Consider the following 24,344-nt stretch of genomic DNA (forward strand, 5'->3'; position numbering starts at 1 on the left):
TCTTACCCTCAGGCGGAAGCGCTCGGCCTCGCACTGACGGTTTCGTGCCACCGGGTCAACGCGGCGAGATCGTTCCCAGGCCCGCAGCCCACGAACTTTGCGAAGTCCACCGTGGTCAGCAGCAGGATATCCGCCATCGAATACCTGTCACCGGCAAGGAACTCGTTCTCCGCAAGCGCTCCGTCGAAGAACGCGAAGGCGCGAGCGACATGATCGCGGTTCGCTTCGCCCCACTCGGCATTGCGACCGGGCAGCGCGGCAGTGAAGCGGTGCGTGTGGACCCACACCGCACCGATCGGGTTCATCGCGATCATCTCGACCCGGCGGTTCCACATTTCGATCACCCCGATCTCGGTCGGCGTTTTCCCGAACAGTGGCGGGTCGGGATGCAACGCCTCGAGAAAGCGGCAGATGGCGACGCTTTCGGCGATCACGGTGCCGTCGTCGAGTTCGAGCGCAGGGGTCTGGCCGCGCGGGTTCTTCGCCACGAACTCGGGTGATTTCTGCTCGCGCGCCAGGATCGAGACATCCTTCATGGGCAGCGAGATGCCCTTCTCGGCGGCAAAGATGCGGACGCGGCGCGGGTTGGGCGCGGGGTTCGCACTATCGTAAAACAGCACGTCAGGCTCCCTTGAATGCGGGCTTGCGCTTCTGAAGGAACGCCATGCCGCCTTCCATCGCGTCGGCGCTCGCGCCTGCGGTCCGCTGGCCCTCGGCTTCGGCAAGCAGGACCTGCGGCAGCGTGCCGTCGAGCGCGGTGGCGATGTTGGCCTTCATCGTGCGGTAGGCGACCGTCGGCCCTTCGGACAGTCGGGTGGCGAGCGCCATCGACTCGTCCATCAGCGCGGCATCGTCGACTGCCTTGTAGATCAGGCCCCATTCCTCGGCCTGCGCAGCGCCGATCTTCTCGCCCAGCATCATCATCCGCGTGGCGCGCGCGCGGCCGATCGCGCGGGCGAGCAGCCAGGTCGATCCGCCGTCCGGCACCAGCCCGATGTTGACGAAAGCCTGCAGGAAATAGGCGCTCTCTCCCGCGAGCACGAAATCGCCCGCCAGCGCGATCGAGCAGCCGACGCCCGCCGCCGCGCCGTTGACCGCCGTCACGACGGGTACGGGACAGCGCAGGATCTGGCTCAGCAGCGGGTTGTAGTGGTTCTGCAGCGCCAGGTGGCTGCCGCCCTTGTTCTGCAGCGGGCTGCGATCGCCACGCGCTGCAAGGTCCGCGCCCGAACAGAACCCCTTGCCCGCCCCGGTGATCAGCACCGCGCGGGCATCGCCCAGGTCGTAGAACGCCGCGCCAAGCTCGTCCGCCATGTCGAGCGATGCGGCGTTGAGGCGCTCGGGCCGGTTCAACGTGATCTTGAGGACGCTCCCGACACGCTCGGTCAGGATGGTTTCGTAGTCGGACACGCGGCTCTCCCGTATGCGTTTCGCTTCGCAACGGGTGTGGCGCGAACGTCCATCGGTGGCAAGTCCGCTACGGCGCGCTACGTCAAGTCAGTGCGCCTCTTTTGGCGTCTCCATGATTTCGGTCAGCTGGCCCATCATGTCCTTGGGGTGGAGGAAGAAGATCGGCGTCCCGTGCGCGCCGATGCGGGTGGGGCCGAGGATGCGCTTGCCCAGCCCCTCGAACCACGCGCGCGCCGCGTCGATGTCGGGGACTTCGTAGCAGAGGTGATGCTGTCCGCCCGCCGGGTTCTTGGCGAGGAAGCCGGTGAGCGTGCTGCCTGGCCCCAGCGGCTCGATCAGCTCGATCTGCGTGCCGTGAGTGCCATTCTCACCGGGCGTGTCGACGAAGCAGACCTTCACCCCCTGTTCGGGCAGGTCGAACGGCTCGGTGATCGACGTCGCCCCCATCACCTCGCGGTAATAGACCACGCTGTCCGCGATCGAAGGGGTAGCGACTCCGATATGATTGAGACGGCCGAGTTTCATTTCAATGTTCCATTTGCGAAAGAGTACCACGCAAAAGCCAAAAGGGCGCCGAAGCCAATGAATAATGCAGTGCTGCCGATCGCTGCGAACCGAAACCTTCGGGGATTGTTATTTCTCGATAAATCCTTGCCCCAAGGATATCGGTTGATCCGGCCTGAACGGTTCATCCTCAATTGATTGCGAAAGAGGAAAATATAGAGAAAGCTAAATCCGAGGAGCATCAAACCCTTCATGCAGACCTCACAGGGGAATGTTGTCGTGCTTCTTCCACGGGTTCTCGAGTACCTTCCCGCGAAGTTTCCTCAGCCCCAGCGCGATCCGCCGCCGGGTCGAATGCGGGTAGATCACCTCGTCGATGTACCCCCGCTGCGCCGCCACGAAGGGGTTGGCGAAGCGGTCCTCGTATTCCTTCGTCTTCTCCGCCTGCTCCTCGGCGCTCATGCCGCGGAAGATGATCTCGACCGCGCCCTTGGCGCCCATCACCGCGATCTCGGCGGTCGGCCAGGCGTAGTTGAGGTCGCCGCGCAGATGCTTCGACGCCATGACGTCGTAGGCCCCGCCATAGGCCTTGCGGGTGATCACGGTGATCTTGGGCACGGTCGCCTCGGCATAGGCGAACAATAGCTTGGCGCCATGTTTGATGATGCCGTTGTGTTCCTGTGCCGTCCCCGGAAGAAAGCCGGGCACGTCGACGAAGGTCACGATCGGAATCTCGAACGCATCGCAGAAGCGCACGAAGCGCGCGGCCTTCTTGCTCGAATTGATGTCGAGCACGCCCGCCAGCACCATCGGCTGGTTCGCGACAACGCCCACCGTGCGCCCCTCGACCCGGCCGAAGCCGCACAGGATATTGCCCGCGTGCTTGGGCTGGATCTCGAAGAAGTCACCCTCGTCCAGAACCTTACGAATGACTTCGTGCATGTCGTAGGGCTGGTTGGCGTTCGCCGGGATCAGCGTGTCGAGGCTGTCCTCGATGCGGTCCCACTCATCGTCGGTCGGCCGCTCGGGCACCGTCTCGCGGTTGGACAGCGGCAGGAAATCGAAGAAGTCGCGTGTGGCGAGCAGCGTCTCGATATCGTTCTCGAACGCGACGTCGGCGACGCTGGTCTTGGTCGTGTGCGTGATCGCGCCGCCCAGTTCTTCCTGCGTCACGACCTCGTTGGTCACCGTCTTCACCACATCGGGACCGGTGACGAACATGTAGCTGGAATCCTTCACCATGAAGATGAAGTCGGTCATCGCCGGCGAATAGACCGCCCCGCCCGCGCACGGCCCCATGATGAGGCTGATCTGGGGAATGACCCCGCTCGCCAGCACATTGCGCTGGAACACCTCGGCATAGCCGCCCAGGCTGGCGACGCCCTCCTGGATGCGCGCGCCGCCGCTGTCATTGATGCCGATGACCGGCGCGCCGACTTTCATCGCGCTGTCCATCACCTTGCAGATCTTCTCCGCGTGGCGCTTGGACAGCGAGCCGCCGAACACGGTGAAATCCTGGCTGAACACGAACACCAGCCGCCCGTTGATCGTGCCCGAGCCGGTGACGACGCCGTCGCCGGGGATCTTCTGATCCTGCATCCCGAAATCGACGCAATCATGTTCGACGTAGGCGTCGAGTTCCTCGAAGCTGCCTTCGTCGAGCAGCACGTCGAGCCGTTCGCGCGCGGTCAGTTTGCCCTTGGCGTGCTGTGCGGCGATCCGCTTTTCGCCCCCGCCCAGCTTGGCGGCGGCGCGGCGGCGTTCCATTTCGGCAATGTTCGCGGACATTTCTTCTCCCTGCGGGGAGCTTGGGCGCTCTCCCTGTTGGAGAACGGCGGTTAGGCCGCGCGAAAGCGCAGCGTCAAGCGGTCAGAACCGCAACATGATCCGCCGCGCGAGCGCCGGACTGATCGAATGGACCATTTGCAACAGCTTTACCTGGCCGACGTTAGCCTCGGTCCGGTCCTTTTCGATCGCCTCGACGATCTGCCGCGCGCATTCGGCGGCGGGCATCTTCTTGCTGGTGCGGCCCGCCGTCATCCGCGTCTCGACGACCGGCGGCAGCGCCTCGATTACGCGAACGTTCGAGCCGGCGAGCTGCGCGCGCAGGGCTTGGGTGTAGCTGCGCAGGCCCGCCTTGGTCGCGCAATAGACCGGACCGCCCCCGCGCGGCGCGATGGCAAGGCCGCTGGTCACGTTGACGATCGCCGCCTCGGGCCGCGCCTTCAGCCGGTCGAGCAGGGCCACGGTCAGCCGGATCGGGGAGTTGAGATTGGCGTAGATGCAATCGTCCGCCGCATCCGGATCAGGCGGCCCTTCACGAAAGTCGTGATCGACCCCCTGCCCTGCGTTGTTGACGAGCACCTCGATCGGGCGCGCGCCGAGTGCGTCGACGATGGCTTGCGACCCCTCGGGCGTGGACAGATTAGCCGCGATCGCCTCGAACCCGAGCGAGCGCATCCACTCGAGTCCCTCAGGCGAGCGACCGGTGACGATGACTTCGGCGCCCAGCGCGCGCATCTGGTGGGCCATCTGCTGGCCGATCCCGGCGGTCCCGCCGGTGATGAGGACGGTCTTGCCTGAAAGGTTCATCGGACCTTCACCACTCCATGTGCGATCAGGCTTTTGGCGCAATCGACGATGCTTTGTTCGGGCGGCCGCGTTTCCCAGCCGAGCCGTTCCTTCGCGTGGCTGAAATCGACGTTGCGGGACTTGCCGATCTCCGCCTTGACCGACCGCACCGCCGGATTGACCATGGCGAGCGTCGATACCATCCAGTTCGGCATCACCTTCGTGGGCACCTTGCGCGCCTGTTCGGCAGGCAGGTGCGCGCGGAGGATCTGTGCCACCTCGATCATCTTGAGAAACCGGCCGGAGGAAAGGAACCGCTCACCCGCCAGTCCTGGCGTTTCGAGGCAACGGACGTGAAGGTCGGCACAATCGCGGGTATCGACGATCGCGAAACCCAGGTCCGGCGCCATCGGGATCGACCCGTCGAGCAACTGCTTGATGGCCTCGACCGAGGGGCTGAAATCAGCGTCGTATACCGGGCCCAATACCATCGACGGATTGACCGAGATGAACTCCAGTCCCTCGCCTTCGGCTGCAACCCAGTCGCGCGCTGCGCGCTCGGCGATCGTCTTGGACTTGATGTACGGATAGACGTCCGGATGATCGACGTTCGTCCAATCCGCTTCGGATACGGTATAGACCTTCTCGTCGCGACCATAGGCGACCGCGGCCATCGAACTGGTCTGGACGAACCGCGTCGCTCCCGCGTCGCGGGCGAAGCGCAGGGCACGCAAGGTGCCCTCGCGTGCGGGGACGATCATCTCGTCCTCGTGCTTGGGCGAATTGACCGCGATGGGAGAGGCGACGTGCGCCACGTGGGTGCAGCCCGTGTTCGCTTCCGCCCATCCCGCATCGTCCATCAGCTCGGCCTGGAACACGGAGAGTTGTTCGCCGGCTCCGGGCCAGCGGGATCGCAGCTTGCCCTCGCCTTTCGCCGTGCTGCGGACGGTCGTGCGCACGGTCCAGCCTTTCGCGAGCAACTGGTCGATCAGCTCCCCGGCAATATAACCCGTGCCGCCGGTAACCAGGACGGTCCCACCCATGCCCATCTCCCTTCCATGCGAAGGCTACGCGGACGGGTTGCAAAGGGCAATCGGACTAGCGCAGCAGGACGAGTTCTTCGGACATCGTGGGATGGATCGCGACCGTGGCGTCGAAATCGTCCTTGGTCAGCCCGGCCTTCACCGCCACCGAGGCCGCCTGCATGATCTCGGGCGCTTCCGGACCGATCATGTGGATGCCGAGGATGCGACCGGAGGTCTCGTCGCAGACCATCTTGTAGAGGCAGCGTTCGTTCCGTCCGGCCAGAACGTGCTTCATCGGACGGAAGTCAGCCTCGTAGACCTTGACCGCGCCGAACGCGTTGCGCGCCTGCCCTTCGGTCATCCCGACGGCCGCCAGCGGCGGATGGCTGAACACGGCGCTGGGGATGCAGTCGTGATCGACCGCGGTCGGCTTGCCGCCGAAGACGGTGTCGGCAAACGCGTGCCCCTCCCGGATCGCGACCGGGGTCAACTGGACGCGGCCCGTCACGTCGCCCACGGCGTAGATGTGATCGACGCTGGTCTTGCTGAAGCGATCGACGACGATCTCGCCGTGGTCGCCAAGGATCACGCCCGCCTTGTCGAGGCCGAGGCCCTCGGTGTTCGGCAACCGCCCAGTCGCGTAGAGTACGCAATCGACCTCGATGTCCTCGTGATTGGTCATCGACACGCGCAGGCACCCGCTTTCGGTTTGCTCGATCCCGCGGAAGGTGGCGTTGAAGCGGAAGTCGATACCCTTGATCAGGCTGATCTGCAGCAGCCGGTCGCGCAGCGCCTCGTCGTAACCGCGCAGCAGCTGGTCCGACCGGTTGATGATAGTCACCTTGCTGCCGAACTGGTTGAAGATGCCGGCGAACTCGTTGGCGATATACCCGCCGCCGGCGATCAGGATGCGCGGCGGCAGCGCGTCGAGATGGAACGCCTCGTTGCTGGTGATGCCGAGCTCGCTACCCGGACACTCCGGCACATGAGGCCGGGCGCCGGTCGCGATCAGGATGTGCTTCGCGGTGACGCTGCGACCGCCCGAAAGCGCGATCTCGTGCGGGCCGGTCAGCGTCGCGCGCTCGAGAATGATCTCGACCTTGTTGTTGTTGAGCGTGGTCGTGTACGCATCGTTCAACCGATCGACGTCCTTGAGCACGTTGTCGCGCAGGACTTTCCAGTCGAACTTGGGTGCGTCGATAGTCCAACCGAACGCCTGCGCGTCCTCGAGATCCTCGGCGAAATGCGCGCCATAGACGAGCATCTTCTTGGGCACGCACCCGCGGATCACGCAGGTCCCGCCGACGCGGTATTCCTCCGCGACCGCGACTTTCGCGCCATAGGCTGCGGCGACCCGGCTGGCGCGCACGCCGCCCGATCCCGCGCCGATCACGAAAAGGTCGTAGTCGAATTCACCGTCGGCCATGCGCGTCTCCTATCAGGGACGCGCATATGGCGGGCCGGACCGGGGATGCCAATGGCAATCCCCGGTAGCCGTCAGCGATCAGCCGCGCGAGCGCCGCTGGAAGCCGCCGCCGTTGCCGCCCGAACCGCCGCCAGCTGGACCCTTGCCCCCGAAACGGCGACGCTTGTTCTGGCCGCCCCCGGCGCCTGCAGGCTTGGCCGCCCGATCGCCGCCGTGCTGAGCCGGACGGTCACCTTGCTGGGCCGGACGCTCGCCCGAGCGATTGTCCTGCCGAGGACCGCGATCGCCGCGACGCTCGCCGCCGAGCGGCTTGGCGTGAACTTTCTTGGCCCGCGGCTGCTGAACCTGGCCCGGGTTGCCCTTGGGCCGCGTGATCGGCAGTTCGTCGATGAACGCGCGGAAATTCTCCGGAAGCGGCAGGCGCTCGCAGGTCACGCCGGTGAGCTTCTGGATATCGCGCAGGTAAGCACGCTCGTCCTCGGCACACAGCGTCAGCGCGATGCCGTCGGCACCCGCACGCGCCGTCCGCCCGATGCGGTGAACGTACTGTTCGGCCACGTTGGGCAGTTCGTAGTTGATGACGTGGCTGACCCCGGTCACGTCGATCCCGCGCGCGGCGATATCGGTCGCGATCAGGACGGGCACGCGGCCCGACTTGAAGTTGGCCAGCGCCCGCTCGCGCTGCGGCTGGCTCTTGTTGCCGTGGATCGCGTCGGACTGGATGCCGGCTTGCGCCAGTTTCTTCACGACGCGGTCGGCGCCGTGCTTCGTGCGGGTGAACACCAGCACGCGTTCCATGCCCTCGGTCTGCGGATAGCGCTTCTTGAGCATCAACTCGAGCAGGGCCTGCTTTTCGGACTGGCTGACGAGCGTGACGAACTGCTTCACCCGCTCCGCCGTGGTCGCAGCTGGAGCGACCGAAACCTGCGCAGGATTGTTGAGGTACTGCTTCGACAGGTCCTTGATCGAGCTCGGCATCGTGGCGCTGAACAGCAGCGTCTGGCGCTCCTTGGGCATCAGAGCGACGAGCTTGCGCAGCGCGTGGATGAAGCCGAGGTCGAGCATCTGGTCCGCTTCGTCGAGGACGAGGATCTCGATCCCGTCGAGCCGGATCGCCTTCTGGTCGACGAGGTCGAGCAGACGGCCGGGCGTGGCGACAAGGATGTCGGTGCCGCGATGCAGCTTGTTGCGGTCCTTGCCGACCGATGTGCCGCCGACGACGACCGAGACCCGCAGGCCGGTGAAGCCGCCATAATCTTCGGCGCTCTTGGCGATCTGGCCGGCCAGTTCGCGCGTCGGTGCGAGCACCAGCATGCGGCACGACTTGAACGGCGTCTGGTTGTCGGCTTCGCGCAGGCGGTCGATGCTCGGAAGCATGAACGCGGCGGTCTTACCGGTGCCGGTCTGGGCGATGCCCAAGAGGTCGCGGCCCTGCAGCACGAGCGGGATCGCCTGCTGCTGGATCGGGGTGGCGACGGTGTAGTTCTTCTGGTCCAACGCCTGAAGGATGGGCTGCGAAAGCCCGAGTTGTTCGAATGACATGTAATTTTGACTCGTATGCGAGCGGCAGCGCGCAACCACGAACGGCGCGCGCATGCAGCGGGGTGGTGGGACCGCAGGCCGGCTGGCCCTTGGCCCCGTCAACGACCCGCGTGATAGGGAAGTCAGGGAAAGTGAACCGAAACGCGGCCGGGGTGACTTTGGGTCACCTGTTCACGCTGCCAGGGCGTCTCGATGGAGGCGCATATGGTCGTGCAAGGGCGAAAAGTCAATCGAAATGCTGCAGCGCAAAAATCAATCCAGTCCAGCGGCGGCCAGCAGCGCCTGCGTACTCGCATCGAAGCTCCCCCCGCCCGCCTCGATGTCGTTGGCCATCTTCTTGCCCAGCTCGACGCCGAACTGGTCGAACGGATTGATCCCGAGCAGGACAGCATTGGCGAACGTGCGGTGCTCGTGAAAAGCGAGCAATGCGCCCAGCGTCGCCGGGTCGATGTCGTCGCACAGGATCGTCGCGCTGGGCCGATCGCCGGGGAAGTGTCGCGCGGGATCCTGCCCGTCGGCGGCCATGTTTCCTCCGGCCATCAGCGCCGCGCCTTGCGCGAAGCAGTTGGTGAGGAGGATTTCGTGATGCGCCGGGTCGAGCGCGTCGCCGGGCGCGATGCTGGCGATGAAGTCGACCGGAACCTCGACCGTCCCCTGATGCAGCAACTGGAACACGGCGTGCTGCCCGTCCGTCCCCACCCCGCCCCAGGTAATCGGCGCGGTGGCACCATCGACAGGCGAACCGTCCATCGTGACGCGCTTGCCGTTCGATTCCATCTCGAGCTGTTGAAGATAGAACGGAAGCAGGGCCAGCCGCTCGTCATAGGCAAAGACCGCGCGCGTCTGGCAGCCGCGCACCCGGGTATAGAACAAGTCCGCGAACGCGGCGCGCAGCGGCAGATTGGCGCGGCCGTCCGTATCGCGGAAGTGGACGTCGACCGCATGCGCTCCGCCCAGCATGGCATCGAACGCGTCCCATCCGATGCCGAGCGCGATCGGGAATCCGATGCTGGACCACAGCGAATACCGACCGCCCACGCTTTCGGGAAACGGCAGCACGCGGGTTTCGTCCACGCCCCACTCGACTGCTTTTTCCGGAGCGGCGGTCAGCGCCACGACGCGTCCGTAGGGGTCACCGACGCCGTTCTGGCCGAGCCACGCAAGCGCGCTGGCGGCGTTGGTCATCGTCTCGATGGTCGTGAACGTCTTGCTCGCCACTGCGATCATCGTCGTGGCTGGATCGCATCGCGCGAAGGCTTGTTCGAGCGCCAGTCCGTCGATGTTGGACACGACATGGACGTCGATCACCGCGCCGTCCCGCCCCAGCGCGTCGATCGCCAGCTTGGGGCCAAGCGCCGATCCGCCGATACCGATGTGGATCAGGTGGCGGATTTCGCCCAGCACGCCGCGGTGGATGGCATCGACCAGCAGGTGCATCCGGTGATGGAGCTGCGCCGCTTCCTCGACCGACGTCTCCGCGCCGACGCCGCGCTGGGCAGTGTGTTCCGCCGCGCGATCTTCGGTCGTGTTGACCCGCTCGCCCTTCAGCAGTGCCGAGCGCCGTCCGCCGAAATCCTGCGCCTCTGCCAGTGCCTCGAACGCGGTCAGGAGTTCGTCGTCCAGGTGAGTCTTCGACCAGTCGAATATCGCCCCGCCCTCTTCCCAGTCGAGACGGGCCGAAAGCTTGCCCAGCCGGTCACCATCGGCTGCGAACAGATCGGCGAGCGAACGGCGCTCGCAGGCTTCGATCCGGTTCCAGGCCGCTCGGACCGCTTCGCTCACATGAAATTCCTTCCCTACAGGCCTGTCTCGCGCTTAGTGGAGCGCAGATGATCGATAGCTGCACCTTCCCGTTCCGGCCACCTTTTGCAGGCCATGAAGTCGTATTCGCGCCGGGAATGATTTTTCCCTCAGGACTGTGTGACAAGTGTGACATGCCCTCGATGGACGATCCGTCGTGACCGCCGAAGTCGCCCAGGCCTCGAAGGACGATAGCGAGCGCGAAAGCTGGGGCAGTTTCACCCTGTTTGTGGCGAAACTGGCGCTGGCGGTGTTCATTTTCCGCAGCTTCTTCTTCTCGTTCTACACGATCCCAAGCGAATCCATGCTGCCGCGGCTATGGAACGGGGACTACTTCGTCGCCGCCAAATGGCCCTACGGCTATTCGCGCTGGTCGCTGCCGTTCAATCTGCCGCTGATCCCCGGTCAGGTGCTGGCTAGCCTGCCCGAGCGCGGCGATGTGGTGGTCTTCAAGCATCCGGTCGACAAGGTCGACTACATCAAGCGCGTCGTCGGATTGCCGGGTGACAGCGTCGCGATGCGTGGCGGGCAGCTCATCCTTAATGGCACCCCGGTAAAGCGCGAACGGATCGGCGATTTCCTCATCCCGCAGACCCCCAACACGGCGTGCGCATGGGGGGGGCGGATCGCCGGGTCCGATTGCAATTATGTGCACTTCCGCGAGACCCTGCCCTCTGGCGTCACCTACGACACGCTCGATTTCGGTCGAACGCCGCAGGACGATTTCGGACCGCTGATCATACCCGAAGGTCGCGTCTTTGCGCTGGGTGACAATCGCGACAATTCGCAGGACAGCCGCTTCCCGGCCGCGCCCGGCGGTGGTGTCGGATTAATCCCGACCGAGCTTATGGTCGCGCGGGCCAGCGTAATGGTCTGGTCGACCGATGGATCGGCCAGCTGGGTCAAGCCCTGGACTTGGTTCTCCGCGGCTCGCTGGTCGCGCATCGGGGATGGAATATGACCCACCTTTCCAAAGAGACACGCGAGTGGCTCGCGAAGACTGGGTTCACGGTTCGGGATGAAGCCATGTGGCGCGCTGCGCTCACCCACGGCAGCACGGGCGATGCCGCGAATTACGAGCGGCTGGAATGGCTCGGCGATAGAGTCTTGGGCCTATCGGTCTCCGAATGGCTGTTCCAGACCGACGATGCGCCCGAAGGTCTGCTGGCCCAGAGGCTCAACGCGCTAGTCAGTCGCGATACCTGCGCTTGCACCGCCCGCGACATCGGCGTGCCCGAGCACATGCGCCTCGGCAAACAGGCGCGGGACGACGGCGCGCACGACAGCGACAACGTGCTGGGCGATGTGATGGAGGCGCTACTTGGCGCAAACTTCCTCGACGCCGGGTTCGACGCCACGCGCGACCTGATCCGCCTGCTGTGGCAGGAGGCGTTGGAGGGTCGGCGAGGCAGGTCGAAGCATCCCAAGTCGGCGCTGCAGGAATGGGCCGCGGGTAACCGCCGCAAGCCACCAGTTTACGAACTGCTCGAGCGATCGGGCCCCGATCACAGCGCCAGCTTCACGGTACGGGTGAGCGTGCTCAACGTCGGCGAGGTCGAGGCTACGGGCAACAGCAAGCAGCAGGCCGAAACGGCCGCCGCCAAGGCTTTCATGGAGCGCTACGGATGACGTCCCCGAAACAACAGCAATGCGGTTTCGTCGCGGTGATTGGCGCGCCGAATGCGGGCAAGTCCACCCTCGTCAACGCGATGGTCGGCCAGAAGGTCGCGATCGTTTCCGCCAAGGCGCAGACCACGCGCGCGCGCCTCATGGGAATCGCGCTGGAAGGCGATACCCAGATGATCCTGGTCGATACGCCCGGCATCTTCGCGCCCCGTCGACGGCTCGACCGCGCGATGGTCAGCGCGGCATGGGACGGCACTCAGGCGGCGGACGCGGTGTTGCTCGTGGTCGATCCGGTCAAGCAACGGCGGCATGAGCTCGAACCTTTGCTCGAAACCCTCGCCGGGCGCCCCGAGCGCAAGATCCTCGTGCTCAACAAGGTCGACGTCGCGAAGAAGGAGCCCCTGCTCGTCCTGGCGGAGGAACTGACCGGGAAGGCGGACTTCGCGGAAGTGTTCTTCGTCTCCGCGCAGAGCGGCGACGGCGTTCCCGAGATGAAGGCCGCGCTCGCGGCGCTGATGCCACAAGGCGACTGGATCTACCCAGAAGACCAGGTTTCGGATGCCAGCGAGCGGCTGATGGCGGCGGAGATCACCCGCGAGCAGCTCTACAAGCAGTTGCACGAGGAACTGCCGTACGACAGCGCCGTGCGCCCGGAGAAATACGTCGAACGCAAGGACGGCAGCGTTGAGATACACCAGCAGATCGTCGTCGGTCGCGACACCCAGCGCGCCATCGTTCTCGGCAAGGGGGGCAGCCGCATCAAGGCGATCGGCGAAGCGGCACGCGCCGAACTGACCGACCTGCTCGGCCGCAAGGTTCACCTCTTCCTCCACGTCAAGGTTTCCGAGAACTGGTCGGAGGACAAGGAAGTCTTCGAAGAGATCGGGCTCGACTGGGTCCGCTGATGCCGTCGCGGCGATGATTTCGACCGGACAGGTCTTCTATCTCGGCGCGGCGCTTCTGGCCGGATTGCTGATCGGTGTCGAGCGCGGCTGGACGCTTCGCCGCGCCGAGGAAGGCATGCGGGTGGCCGGCATCCGGACGTTCGCGCTCACAGGCCTGATCGGAGGCGTGGCAGGTCTGCTGTCGGCGATGGATTATGCGTTCGTCGGCGGTGGCATCGTCATCGGCGCCGTGATCGTGCTCGCGATCGGTTACTGGCGCTCGACCGACGAGGGGGGCAAGCCCGATGCGACGACCGCGATCGCGGCGACCGCCACGCTCGGCCTCGCCTTTCTTGCCGGCGTGGGTCAACCTGCCCTGGCCATCGCGGGCGCCGCTATCGTCACGCTGATCCTGGCGCTGCGCTCGGAAATGCACCGCTGGGTGGGCCTGCTCGACGAAGCCGACGTGAAGGCTTTCGCGCGCTACGCGGTGATCGCGCTGGCGGTCTATCCGTTTCTCCCCGAAGGCCGCTTCGGGCCGTACGACGCCTGGGAGCCGCGCTCGCTATGGCTCGTAGTCATAATCGTGACCGGATTTTCCTTCGCCGGTTACGCGGCCAACCGCCTGTTCGGTGCGCGGCGTGGGACGATCGCAACGGCGATCATCGGCGGCGCCTACAGTTCGACCGCGGTCACCGTGTCGCTGGCACAAAGGCTGGGCGATGGTCATGGGGACGCGGCCGAGGTAGCCGGTATCGCGCTGGCGAGCGCGGTCATGTACCTGCGCGTCGTCGTCCTCGTGGCCATCCTCGCGACAAGCCTGATAATCCCGTTCGCGATCGTCGTCGCGCCTCCACTCGCGATAGCCTTTCTGGTGAGCTTCATCCTGTATCGGCGGGCGCCCGCCGGTGGCAAAGCGGAACCGCCCGGCAACCCCATCGCCCTGCTCCCCGCACTCGGCTTCGTCGCATTCGTCGCCGCCGCCGCAGTCGTCGCCCGCTGGGCCGAAGGACGGTTCGGCGAGGAGGGAATCGCCGTGCTTCTGCTGCTCATGGGTAGCATGGACGTGGACGCGGCGATCGTCACCGCAGGCGGCCTTGAGCCGGGTACGATCGCTCCGGCCCTCGCGGCTCTGGCTATTGCGGGGACCATCCTCGCCAACATGACCGTGAAGCTGGGCATCACGATCGCATATGGCAGGGCGGCTTCGAAGCCTGCGGCATTGGCCCTTGCCGCGAGCATGGTCGCGCTCGCGGTCAGTGTCGCGGTCGGATATGCGCGGCTTTAGATCGAGCCGCAGTCGCTCGGCGCGAGTGTTCCGGCGAACCGCGCGTCGATCCATGCCAGCGTCTCCGTTGCGCTATTGCGGGCACTGTTTCCGTGATCTCCTCCCGGGATGCTGACGAAGCGCAGGCGTCGCCGCTCGCGACAGGCTCGCTTGGCGAAGGCGCGGGTGACCGATGGCGCGACGATAGGGTCGTCGACGCTTTGGGCGATCAGCATCGGCCCGATATCCAGTCTCGGATCAATGCTGTTGGACCGCATGATTGCGGCCCACGGCGCGATCCGGCCGAGATCCTTGCCCTTCAGCGCGGCCTTGACCGATGCGACCCCCAAGATCGTGCCCAGTCGCGGCGTGGCGCCCAGCTCGATGCAGTTGTTCTGGGCCAGCCGCGTAACGATCCCGCGCTGAGCCGGCTTGAACACGGTCGACAGCGAAGCTCCGAAATGCTGCGACCACGAATAGGTCGTGAAAGCGGTGAGCATCGCGCGCACGTTCGCATCGCTTCCCTGACTGAAGTTCGCGCGCAGATCGGTCGGCGGCGCTGCCGCGGCGGTTCCGACAAGCGAAAGCTCGGGTGCATAACGCCGCGCCAGCGCGCCGGTCGCAAGGGCAGCGTGACCGCCCTGGCTCTCACCCCAGACGGCAAAACGCGTGCCGCTGGCGGCGCCCGGAATGGCGCGGGCAGCGCGCACCGCGTCGAGCACCGATCGGCCGGTATCCTCGATGATCAGATAGGGATGCGGCATGGCGGAACCCAATCCGGGATAATCGGGCGCTACGACCACATATCCTCGGGCAACCATGTCGGCCAGCGCAGGTGTGGCGGCGAAAAAGTTCGCGCTCAGCGAGGGAGCACAGCGCTCGGCAACGCCCCAGGTACCGTGGGTCCAGGCGATGACCTTGCGTCCTTCGACCGGAATCTGTTCGCGCGGGGCGACGACCATTCCCGTCACCACTCGCGGCGCACCGTTTGCGTCGGTCGTCGTATATCTGACCCGCCAGGCCTGCTGACCCGGCGGCGTGTCGACGACGGGATCGGCCGACACGAGCGTTCCCGCTTGCTGTGCGCTAGCCGCCTGAGCCGACAGGTCAATCGCCAGAGCGAGAGGCACGCTCCAAATTCTGAAAATCTTGCGCACGGTATCGAACATATGAGGGAAGCTCCGGCGTGCGACCGCGACCGCAATAAATCAGAGCTTCCCCGCATGGGCAATCGGTTCCGATACGACCGCAAGCCACCTATCGCTTTTTGAGAATCTCGATTCCGTTCTTCTTCGCGAAGTCCTTGGTCGATTCCTCGCTCCGGCCGATCGCCTTGGCGATTTCCCTGAGGCCCTTGCCCTTGCCGGCCAGCATGCGGAGTTGGCCAGCCTCTTCGGCCTTCCAGGGCTGCTTGTGTCGTTCGAAATGCTCTTTAGCCATCAGCTTGCCTTTGCCTTCTTGGGCGCGGCCTTCTTTTTGGCTGGCGCCTTCTTGGCCGGTGCCTTGCGGCCCTTCTTCTTCGGCGGACCCTTGGCTGCGCGTGCGTCGATCAACTCGATCGCCTGAGCTTCGGTCACGTCCTCGGGTTTTACGTCCTTCGGCAGAGTCGCGTTCGTGGTCCCGTCGGTCACGTAGGGTCCATAGCGACCCGGCATGACCTTCATCTCGCCGCCGCTGGTGGGGTGAGCGCCGAGCGCCTTGATCGGCTCCGCCTTCGCCCGCCCTTCGCCGCGCCCGCCACGATTGGCAGCTTCCGCGAGCAGCGTGACGGCGGCGTTCATGCCGGTCTCGAACACATCGGCGGTGCCGCGCAGCTTGGCGTACTTGCCGTCATGCGCGAGATACGGACCGTACCTGCCGATGCTGGCGGTGATGGGCTTCTGCGTCTCGGGATGGAGTCCGATCTCACGCGGCAGCGACAGCAGTTTCAGCGCCCACTCCAGATCGAAATCCGGGAGATCCTTGGGGATCGAAGCGCGCTTGGCCTCCTTGCCTTCGCCCAGTTCGACGTAAGGACCGAAGCGGCCCGTCTTGCGCATGACGTCGAGGCCGGACTCCGGGTCCTTGCCCATCGAGCCATCCTCGCCGCCACCATCGCCGTTGCCGCCCGGCTGCGCGAAGCGGCGGGTGTATTTGCACTCGGGATAGTTGGCACAGGCCACGAATGCGCCGAATTTGCCTCCGCGAAGCGCCAGGCGTCCGCCGCTGCGGCCTTCGGTCTCGCACAACGGACACTGGCGCGGATCGCCGCCATCGGCGCGCGGAGGGAACAGGTAATCGCCGAGATATTCGTCGAGCGCCTCGGTCACCTCCGAAGGTTTGCGCTCCATCACGTCTTCGGTCTTCGGCTTGAAATCGAGCCAGAACTGCCGGAGCAGCTTCTTCCAGTCTTCCTTGCCGTCGGAGACGATATCGAGCTCGTCCTCCATCCCGGCGGTGAAGTCGTAAGCCACGTATCGCTCGAAGAACCGTTCGAGAAACGCCGTCAGCAGTCGCCCCGATTCCTCTGCGAAGAAACGGTTTTTCTCCATCCGCACGTACTCGCGGTCGCGCAAGGTCTGGATCGTCGAAGCGTAAGTCGACGGGCGCCCGATGCCGAGCTCCTCGAGCCGCTTGACCAGGCTGGCCTCCGAAAAACGCGGAGGCGGTTGGGTGAAGTGCTGCGTCGCATCGACCCCGGTCTTTGTCGGGGTGTCGCCCTTGCGCATCAGCGGCAAGAGGTTATCGTCGTCGTCTTCGCTCTTCTGGTCGAAGCTCTCTTCATAGACCGCGAGGAAGCCCGGGAACTTGACCACCTGTCCGGTCGCGCGAAGCTCGTGCCGACCGGTCGGATCGCGCATGGTGACCGTTGTCCGCTCGAGGCTGGCGGCGGCCATCTGGCTCGCCATCGCGCGCTTGAAGATCAGATCGTAGAGCTTGCCCTCGTCGCCCTGCCCGGCCTTTTCGCGACTGAAATCGGTGGGGCGGATCGCCTCGTGCGCTTCCTGCGCATTCTTGGCCTTGGTCTGGTAGATACGCGGCTTTTCGGGAAGATAGTGACCGCTGAACCGGTCGCTGATCGCCTTGCGTGCGGCGCTGATAGCGCTGTGATCCATCTGCACGCCATCGGTCCGCATGTAGGTGATCGCGCCCTGCTCGTAGAGGTTCTGGGCGAGCCGCATCGTGTGGCTGGCCGAGTAGCCGAGCTTCCGCGCGGCTTCCTGCTGCAGAGTCGAAGTGGTGAACGGGGGCGCCGGGTTGCGCTTCAACGGCTTGGTCTCGACGTCCTCCACCGTGAAGCGCGCTTCCTCGACCGCAGCCTTGGCCGCGCGGGCAGTTCCCTCCTCGCCGATCGACAGCCGATCCAGCTTCTTGCCGTCGTATGTCACGAGGCGGGCATCGAACGCCGTCCCGTCGTGCTGCATATGCGCCACGACCGACCAGTATTCCTGCGCGACGAACGCCTCAATCTCGCGCTCGCGCTCGACGATCAGGCGCAGCGCGACCGACTGCACGCGACCGGCGCTCTTCGCTCCCGGCAGGCGACGCCACAGGACGGGCGAGAGCGTGAACCCGTAAAGGTAGTCGAGCGCGCGGCGCGCCAGGTAGGCATCGATCAGGTCTTGGTCGAGCTCTCGCGGACGGCCCATAGCTTCAGTCACCGCCTGCTTGGTGATCGCGTTGAACGTCACCCGCTCGACTTCCTTCGGGAGCGCCTTCTTTTTCGCAAGCAGGTCGCGCACGTGCCACGAAATGGCTTCGCCTTCGCGGTCGGGGTCGGTGGCCAGGATCAGTCGGTCGGCCTTCTTGGCCAGTTCCGCGATATCCTTCACACGGCCCTGCTTGTCCCGATAGACCTCCCAGTCCATCGCGAAATCCTCGTCCGGGCGAACGCTTCCATCCTTGGGCGGCAGGTCGCGGACGTGGCCGTAACTGGCCAGGACCTTGTAGTCCGAACCCAGGTATTTCTCGATGGTTTTCGCCTTTGCCGGCGATTCGACGATGACAAGCTGCATTGTGGTTTCGTGATGCCCCTACGCGTATACGTGTACGCGAGGGTGGTGCGGCGCAGCGCGCCGCGTCAAGCCGTCAACGACACGCGGCCGCCGGCATGCCGGGTCAAGCGGCCCGCGATTTCCAGCTCGAGCAGAGCCATCTGCACCGCCGAAGCGCTCGTTCCGGACTGGCGGATCAGTTCGTCGGCCGAGACGGGAGCGGAAGTCAGCAGCGCCGTGACGTCTGCGGGTTCGGCGTCGGCCAGTTCATCGTCGGCAAACACATAAGCCGGAGTGCTCTCGCGGAAAATAGATCTTGGCGAACCATCGAAACCCGTCATCACCTCGATGACATCGTCAGGTGTCTGCACCAGCACGGCCCCGTCCCGGATTAGCTGATTGCACCCGGTCGCCCGGCCTTCGAGCGGGCTTCCGGGGATCGCCATGACTTCCCTGCCTGACTCAGCCGCCAGCCGCGCCGTAATGAGCGAGCCCGACTTCGGCGCGGCCTCGACCACCAGCGTACCTGCGGCGAGCCCGGCGATGATGCGGTTGCGGCTGGGGAAATGGCGCGCCAGCGGTTCGGTCCCCGGTGGCTGCTCTGCCAGCAACAGGCCTTCCTTTGCGACCCGCTCCTGTAACTCGGCGTGTTCGGGCGGGTAGGTGACGTCGATCCCGCTCGCGATTACGCCCACGGTCGCCGGCAAGGCACCCCAATGCGCCGCGCCGTCAATACCCCGCGCCAGACCCGACACCACGGTGAAGCCGGCGGCGGACAGGGCCGCCGAAAAGTCGCGCGCCAACTTGACTGCCGCTGCCGAAGCGTTGCGGGCCCCGACGATCGCCACACAGGGTCGCTCCGCAATCGAAAGATCGCCCCGCCACGTTAGGATCGGCGGTGCGCCCGCGGCTTCGGCCAGAAGGCGCGGGTAGCCGGGTTGATCGTGGAACAGGTATTTGGCCCGCGCGCGGCGGACCTGCGATATCTCCTCGGCGATTGTCTCCGGACGGGCGGCGACGTAGGCGCGGCCACCGCGCTGCGCGAGATCGGGCAGCGCTTCGATGGCTACCTCCGCCGATCCGAAACGAGCAAGCAACTGGCGATAGGAAACCGGCCCGATGTTCGGGGAGCGCAGCAGTCGGATGCGGGCGAACGCCTCTTCCTGAGCGATCACGCTTCGGCGTCCGCCTTGCTCTTGCTGCTACCGACGCGCGGTTCCTCCCCGCGTATAAGCCGCCGGATATTGGCGCGGTGAAGCCAGATTATGAGCGCCGCAATGATCGCCAAGGGAAACACGTAGCCCGTAAACCCGAGTATCGCAGCGGCGATGGCAGCAGCAACGACAGCGCTCATGCCGGCGACCGAACTGATCCGTCCGAGTGCGAGGACCCCGAGCCAGACCAGCGCGTATGCCAGCCCGATCGGCCAAGCGAGACCAAAGCTGACACCCGCGTTGGTCGCGACGCCCTTGCCGCCCTTGAAGCCGAGCCAGACCGGGAAGCAGTGGCCTATTACCACCGCAACCGCCGCGATGCCTTCGGAGCCGGGCCAAAAGGTCTTGGCAAGAAGAACCGAAACCAGTCCCTTGGCAAGATCAAGCAGCAGGGTTGCGGCCGCCACCGCCTTGTTGCCGGTACGCAGAACGTTGGTGGCACCGATGTTACCGCTACCGATGGTCCTCACGTCGCCCAGACCGGCCGCCTTTGCCAGCAACAGGCCGAACGGGATCGACCCTGCCAGGTAACTGAGAATTGCGGCGAACAGGTTTTCCATCGGCGACCCCATGCATTTCGGCAGCGGCCTTGCCCGACCGACGCGAATTCATCTAGCGCGGGTAAAGAGCAAAAGCGGAACCGCGACAAGCGCTCGGCGAAGGGATTGAACGGACTTGAACGCATCCGCACCGATATTGCTCTTCGATTCGGGTGTCGGCGGGCTCACCGTTCTGGCCGAACTGCGCAAAATGCTTCCGCAAGCGCCGGTGATCTACGCGGCCGATACCGCCGGCCTCCCCTATGGCAGCAAGACCGAGGCCGAGATCGCCGCGCGGGTGGCGGGGCTGCTCGGGGTGCTGAGCGAGCGATACAAACCGCGCCTCGCCTGCATCGCCTGCAACACCGCCAGCACGATAGCCCTGGGCATGGTACGCGACGTGCTCAACATACCGATCGTCGGCACGGTGCCCGCGATCAAGCCGGCCGCCGCGCTGACGAAAACCGGGGTCATCGGCCTGCTGGGCACCGAGGCAACTATCCGGCAGGTCTACGTCGACCGACTCGAAGCAGAATTCGCTGCCGACAAGCGACTGGTCCGGCACGGCGCGCCCGAACTTGTCGCGGCGGCCGAAGCCAAGCTGCGGGGCGACGCCTTCGACCGGGGCGCGATCACGGGCGCAGTCGAGGCTCTGAAAGCGAAGGCTGGTGACGGTGCCATCGACACGGTGGTGCTCGCCTGCACGCACTTTCCGCTCCTAACCGACGAGCTTCGGGCCGCCTTCGGGGCTGGTATCCGGTTTGTTGACGGTGCCGCCGGGATTGCTCGGCGCATCACTGCGTTGACCGAAGGACACGCATTCGACCGGACATCCGCCGACAGGTTCGTATTCACCGGGGATCGCGCCCCTTCGAAGACGCTCGTTGAGGTGCTCGCAAGCTACGGCCTGCCGACCATCACTCCCGTCTAATCGCGAACGATTCGCAAAGATCGAGGTGGAAATATTGCGACGGCGCTAGTAGGGCGCCGGCAATGCTGTCTAACGGGATAGCCCTGTGAATTACGATCACGTTTTCGACCAGGCGATCGACCGGCTCCACGCCGAGGGCCGTTATCGCGTATTCATCGACATTTTACGGAATAAGGGCGCCTATCCCAACGCGCGCTGCTTCCACGGTCACAACGGCCCCAAGCCGATCACGGTATGGTGTTCGAACGACTACCTGGCGATGGGGCAGCACCCCAAAGTCATCTCCGCGATGGAAGATGCCCTGCACGATGTCGGCGCAGGCAGCGGCGGCACCCGCAACATCGGCGGCAACACGCATTACCACATCCAGCTCGAAGCCGAACTCGCCGATCTTCACGGCAAGGAAGCCGCGCTGATCTTCACCAGCGGCTACGTTTCGAACGACGCGACCCTGTCGACCCTCGCGAAGCTGCTGCCCGGCTGCGTGATTTTCTCCGACGAACTCAATCACGCCAGCATGATCGCGGGCATCCGCAACTCCGGCGCCGAAAAGCGCGTGTTCCGTCACAATGACATCGCGCACCTGGAAGAACTGCTGGCAGCGGAAGATTCCGACGCTCCGAAGCTCATCGCGTTCGAAAGCGTCTATTCGATGGACGGAGACGTCGCGCCGATTCATGCGATCTGCGATCTTGCGGAAAAGTACAACGCGCTGACGTATATCGACGAAGTCCACGCGGTCGGAATGTACGGCAAGCGCGGCGGCGGTATCTCGGAGCGCGACGAAGCCGCTGACCGGATCGACATCATCGAGGGCACGCTGGGCAAGGCGTTCGGTGTGATGGGCGGCTACATTGCGGCCGACCGCAAGATCGTCGACTGCATTCGCAGCTATGCGCCGGGCTTCATCTTCACGACGTCGCTATCGCCGGTGCTGGTCGCCGGGGTGCTTGCGTCGGTGCGTCACCTGAAGGAATCGAGCGCGGAGCGCGAGGGCCAGCAGGCTGCGGCCGCGATGCTGAAGACCATGTTCCGCGATGCCGGACTGCCGGTGATGGACAGCGTGACCCATATCGTGCCGCTGATGGTCGGCGATCCGGTGCGCGCCAAGAAGATCAGCGATATCCTGCTCGCCGAGTACGGGATGTACGTCCAGCCGATCAACTTTCCGACGGTGCCCCGCGGGACCGAGCGGTTGCGCTTCACTCCAGGCCCCTCGCACGATGAGGCCATGATGCGCGAGCTGACAAGTGCGCTGCTCGAAGTCTGGGATCGGCTCGAACTGGACCTCGCAGAGGCCGCCTGACAGAGGTCGGTCCGCCATCCGGCTAACGGTTGGGGCGGTTGGTCGATAGGGGCTTTTACTTAGGTTGATGTAAACCATTCCATCCTAGACTTTATGCACCTTTCCGATGGCCGGAAGGCGCGCAATACGGGCGGACATGGCAGTCAGGAATCTTCTCAAGGGTTTTGCGGGCTCCGCGGAGAACCTCACCAGTGATGGTCTGCGTGCGTCCGTGCTCGACGACTTCGAGCAGACGGGCATCGCCTGGATCTGGGCTTCCGATGCCGATGGCGTTTTAAGCTACCTCTCCCCGGCAGCCGCCACGGCGCTCGATGTAGCTCTGCCTTCGTTGCTCGGCCAACCAGTCGCAAATCTGTTCGAGACCGATCCCGACGATCCAGACAACCGCTCGGGTCGGCCGCTCGGTTTCCAGCTCAAAACCCGCGGGCGGATCGCCGACGTCGTAGTGCGTTGCGCCCTGCCCGAAGCCCGAACCGGAAAGCCGGTTTGGCTGTCTTTGTCCGGCCAACCGAAGATCGATTCCTCAGGAAAATTCCATGGATATCGCGGGGCGGCAAAGGACGTATCGGTCGAATACCAGCGCAAGATCGAGGACCAGCGGCTGGCGGAATTCGATTCTCTGACCGGGCTCTACAACCGGCACCGGATGAATCGTCGGCTTGAAAGCGTATTGGCGGCCTACAAGGCGGCCAAGCGCGTCTGCGCGCTGATGATGCTTGATCTCGACCGCTTCAAGCAGGTCAACGACACGATGGGCCACCAGGCGGGCGACAACCTGCTTCAGCAGGTGGCCGAACGCCTGCGCAACGTGATCGGAGATCGCGGTGAAATCGGCCGACTGGGCGGCGACGAATTCCAGATCATCCTTCCGGACATGGACGATCGTGGCAAGCTTGGCGAACTGGCGGACAAGGTCATCCAGATCATCTCGCAGCCCTACCCTATCGACGACAAGCGGGCGATCATCGGGACATCGGTCGGCGTGGCGATCGCGCCCTACGACGGGCTCGAATCGGAAGAGCTGGTCCGTGCATCGGACTTGGCGCTCTACGCCGCGAAAAATGGCGGCCGGGGCCAGTTCCGGTTCTATTCCGCCGACCTCAGGGACGAGGAAGAAGAGCGCGCGCTCCTTCTCGACGACTTGCGAGAGGCGCTGGCGGCAGACGAACTGCAACTCCACTATCAACCGGTGGTGAGGATCGCAGACAACCACGTCGTCGGCATGGAAGCGCTCATGCGCTGGGAGCACGAGGAACGTGGCTGGGTTCCTCCCGGCACATTCATTCCCGTCGCCGAGGAATCGAGCCTCATCGGTCCGCTTGGGGAGTGGGCGCTCAACCGCGCCTGCCGGGACGCAACCGAATGGCCGGAAACGGTCCGCGTCGCGGTCAACGTATCCGCGCGCCAGTTCACCGCCAACGGCTTCGTCGACATCGTTGCCGCAGCGCTGGAATCCAGCGGCCTCGCACCCGACCGGCTCGAACTCGAGCTGACCGAAAGCGTCTTCATGGGCGATAGTGAAACGACCGACGCGACGTTCGCCGCCCTTAAGAAGATCGGCGTACGCCTTGCGCTCGACGATTTCGGCACGGGATATTCGTCGCTGAGCTACCTTCGCTCCGCCCCTTTCGACAAGCTGAAGGTGGACAAGAGCTTCGTCGATTCGTGCACTCAGAAGGACCAGAACAGCGCCAAGATCATCACGGCGATCATCGGACTGTCGAAGGCACTCGGCATGGAAACCACGGTCGAGGGCGTCGAAGCGTTCGACCAGCTCGAAATCGTCAAAGCGCGCGGTGCCGAGCTGATCCAGGGCTGGCTCTACGCCAAGGCGATGCCGCAGGCGGTGGTGCTGGCCAACATCCATTCGGGCGAGTTCAAGATCGAGCCCAATGGTCCCGACAAGCACCGTGCCGATCGTCGCTCGATGTTCCGCAAGGTCGGAATCATCCACGGCGACCATCGTTACGATGTGGTCATCCGCGATCTGTCCAAGAACGGTGCCTTCATCGAAGGTCTCGTAGGCGTTCCAAAGGGCACTCCGTTCGTGCTTGATCTCGGGGGCGGCCAGCTGGTCGTCTGCGAAGTGATGCGTTCGGAAGGCGCGCAGTTGGGCGTCGAATTCGAGACACCGCTGGTCAGCGACGGTGCGGGCGGCCTCTGCACGCGTCACCGCGTCAGTCCTTATGCGCTCGCTGCGGCCGGAATGCCGCTGACCTCGTTTGCTGCGGGTGGAGCGACCCCGCTCGGACAACAAGCGCCCTCCAGCCCGCCCCAGTTCATGCAGGTCCAGGTCGGCAGCGGCGGCTGATCGCTTTACTCGTG

The 24,344-nt window shown here is 64.9% G+C and carries 21 protein-coding genes; 7 read left to right on the top strand and 14 right to left on the bottom strand.

The window, feature by feature from the left end:
- Positions 1-8 precede the first annotated feature (8 nt).
- The 9 genes from AR323_RS05585 to pgi all read right to left on the bottom strand — a co-directional run bounded on the left by AR323_RS05585 (position 9) and on the right by pgi (position 10,260).
- Positions 9-620, bottom strand: coding sequence for a glutathione S-transferase family protein (locus tag AR323_RS05585; protein ID WP_057882954.1), 612 nt, complete (start codon positions 618-620; stop codon positions 9-11).
- Between the two features lies 1 nt (position 621).
- A complete protein-coding gene (locus AR323_RS05590) occupies positions 622-1,410 on the bottom strand; it encodes an enoyl-CoA hydratase-related protein (RefSeq protein ID WP_057882955.1) in 789 nt (262 codons plus the stop codon).
- An 87-nt stretch (positions 1,411-1,497) separates the two neighbouring features.
- The gene (gene mce / locus AR323_RS05595; RefSeq protein WP_057882956.1) at positions 1,498-1,935 is read right to left on the bottom strand and encodes a methylmalonyl-CoA epimerase; all 438 of its coding nucleotides are present in this window, start codon (positions 1,933-1,935) and stop codon (positions 1,498-1,500) included.
- 240 nt (positions 1,936-2,175) lie between these two features.
- Positions 2,176-3,702, bottom strand: coding sequence for an acyl-CoA carboxylase subunit beta (locus tag AR323_RS05600; protein ID WP_057882957.1), 1,527 nt, complete (start codon positions 3,700-3,702; stop codon positions 2,176-2,178).
- An 81-nt stretch (positions 3,703-3,783) separates the two neighbouring features.
- Positions 3,784-4,506 carry an SDR family oxidoreductase gene (locus AR323_RS05605; protein ID WP_057882958.1) on the bottom strand — a complete coding sequence of 241 codons (723 nt, stop codon included), beginning with the start codon at positions 4,504-4,506 and terminating at the stop codon, positions 3,784-3,786.
- Positions 4,503-5,528, bottom strand: a complete 1,026-nt coding sequence (locus AR323_RS05610) for an NAD-dependent epimerase/dehydratase family protein (protein WP_057883191.1) — start codon at positions 5,526-5,528, stop codon at positions 4,503-4,505. Before AR323_RS05610 ends, AR323_RS05605 begins: the two co-directional genes overlap by 4 nt.
- A gap of 55 nt (positions 5,529-5,583) precedes the next feature.
- Entirely contained in the window at positions 5,584-6,936 is a 1,353-nt protein-coding gene (gene gor, locus AR323_RS05615) for a glutathione-disulfide reductase (protein ID WP_057882959.1), read from the bottom strand.
- Between the two features lie 78 nt (positions 6,937-7,014).
- A complete protein-coding gene (locus AR323_RS05620; RefSeq protein WP_057882960.1) occupies positions 7,015-8,478 on the bottom strand; it encodes a DEAD/DEAH box helicase in 1,464 nt (487 codons plus the stop codon).
- Between the two features lie 252 nt (positions 8,479-8,730).
- Positions 8,731-10,260: a glucose-6-phosphate isomerase gene (pgi, locus tag AR323_RS05625; protein WP_057882961.1), complete on the bottom strand. Its 1,530-nt coding sequence runs from the start codon at positions 10,258-10,260 to the stop codon at positions 8,731-8,733.
- A 175-nt stretch (positions 10,261-10,435) separates the two neighbouring features.
- Here pgi and lepB point away from each other — a divergent pair, with 175 nt between their 5' ends.
- From lepB to AR323_RS05645, 4 genes are read left to right on the top strand one after another with little or no spacing between them, the layout of a single operon-like run.
- Positions 10,436-11,239, top strand: coding sequence for a signal peptidase I (gene lepB / locus AR323_RS05630; protein WP_057882962.1), 804 nt, complete (start codon positions 10,436-10,438; stop codon positions 11,237-11,239).
- On the top strand, positions 11,236-11,907 hold the full coding sequence (rnc, locus tag AR323_RS05635) for a ribonuclease III (RefSeq protein WP_057882963.1): 672 nt from the start codon (positions 11,236-11,238) through the stop codon (positions 11,905-11,907). Before lepB ends, rnc begins: the two co-directional genes overlap by 4 nt.
- The gene (gene era, locus AR323_RS05640) at positions 11,904-12,809 is read left to right on the top strand and encodes a GTPase Era (RefSeq protein ID WP_057882964.1); all 906 of its coding nucleotides are present in this window, start codon (positions 11,904-11,906) and stop codon (positions 12,807-12,809) included. The genes rnc and era overlap by 4 nt, the downstream gene beginning before the upstream one ends.
- Positions 12,810-12,822: 13 nt before the next feature.
- Positions 12,823-14,076 (top strand): MgtC/SapB family protein, encoded by a 1,254-nt coding sequence (locus AR323_RS05645; protein WP_057882965.1) that lies wholly within the window; start codon positions 12,823-12,825, stop codon positions 14,074-14,076.
- On the opposite strand, the gene AR323_RS05650 is transcribed toward AR323_RS05645, so the two are convergent.
- From AR323_RS05650 to plsY, 5 genes are all read right to left on the bottom strand, one after another.
- Positions 14,073-15,224 (bottom strand): alpha/beta fold hydrolase, encoded by a 1,152-nt coding sequence (locus tag AR323_RS05650; protein WP_057882966.1) that lies wholly within the window; start codon positions 15,222-15,224, stop codon positions 14,073-14,075. The two genes, AR323_RS05645 and AR323_RS05650, sit on opposite strands and share 4 nt — an antisense overlap.
- Before the next feature lie 88 nt (positions 15,225-15,312).
- A complete protein-coding gene (locus AR323_RS05655) occupies positions 15,313-15,495 on the bottom strand; it encodes a hypothetical protein (protein WP_057882967.1) in 183 nt (60 codons plus the stop codon).
- Positions 15,495-18,050, bottom strand: a complete 2,556-nt coding sequence (gene topA, locus AR323_RS05660; protein ID WP_057882968.1) for a type I DNA topoisomerase — start codon at positions 18,048-18,050, stop codon at positions 15,495-15,497. Before topA ends, AR323_RS05655 begins: the two co-directional genes overlap by 1 nt.
- A 65-nt stretch (positions 18,051-18,115) precedes the next feature.
- Complete coding sequence (gene dprA, locus AR323_RS05665) at positions 18,116-19,204, bottom strand: DNA-processing protein DprA (protein WP_057882969.1); 1,089 nt, start codon at positions 19,202-19,204, stop codon at positions 18,116-18,118.
- A complete protein-coding gene (gene plsY / locus AR323_RS05670; RefSeq protein ID WP_235510464.1) occupies positions 19,201-19,815 on the bottom strand; it encodes a glycerol-3-phosphate 1-O-acyltransferase PlsY in 615 nt (204 codons plus the stop codon). The genes dprA and plsY overlap by 4 nt, the downstream gene beginning before the upstream one ends.
- Before the next feature lie 103 nt (positions 19,816-19,918).
- Between plsY and murI the strand changes: the two genes are divergently transcribed.
- From murI to AR323_RS05685, 3 genes are all read left to right on the top strand, one after another.
- Positions 19,919-20,713, top strand: a complete 795-nt coding sequence (gene murI / locus AR323_RS05675) for a glutamate racemase (protein ID WP_057882970.1) — start codon at positions 19,919-19,921, stop codon at positions 20,711-20,713.
- A gap of 85 nt (positions 20,714-20,798) precedes the next feature.
- Positions 20,799-22,019: a 5-aminolevulinate synthase gene (hemA, locus tag AR323_RS05680; RefSeq protein ID WP_057882971.1), complete on the top strand. Its 1,221-nt coding sequence runs from the start codon at positions 20,799-20,801 to the stop codon at positions 22,017-22,019.
- 136 nt (positions 22,020-22,155) lie between these two features.
- Positions 22,156-24,330 (top strand): EAL domain-containing protein, encoded by a 2,175-nt coding sequence (locus AR323_RS05685; RefSeq protein WP_057882972.1) that lies wholly within the window; start codon positions 22,156-22,158, stop codon positions 24,328-24,330.
- The last annotated feature ends 14 nt before the right edge of the window (positions 24,331-24,344 follow it).

The organism is Tsuneonella troitsensis (assembly GCF_001441535.1).
GTDB classification, from domain to species: Bacteria; Pseudomonadota; Alphaproteobacteria; order Sphingomonadales; family Sphingomonadaceae; genus Tsuneonella; species Tsuneonella troitsensis.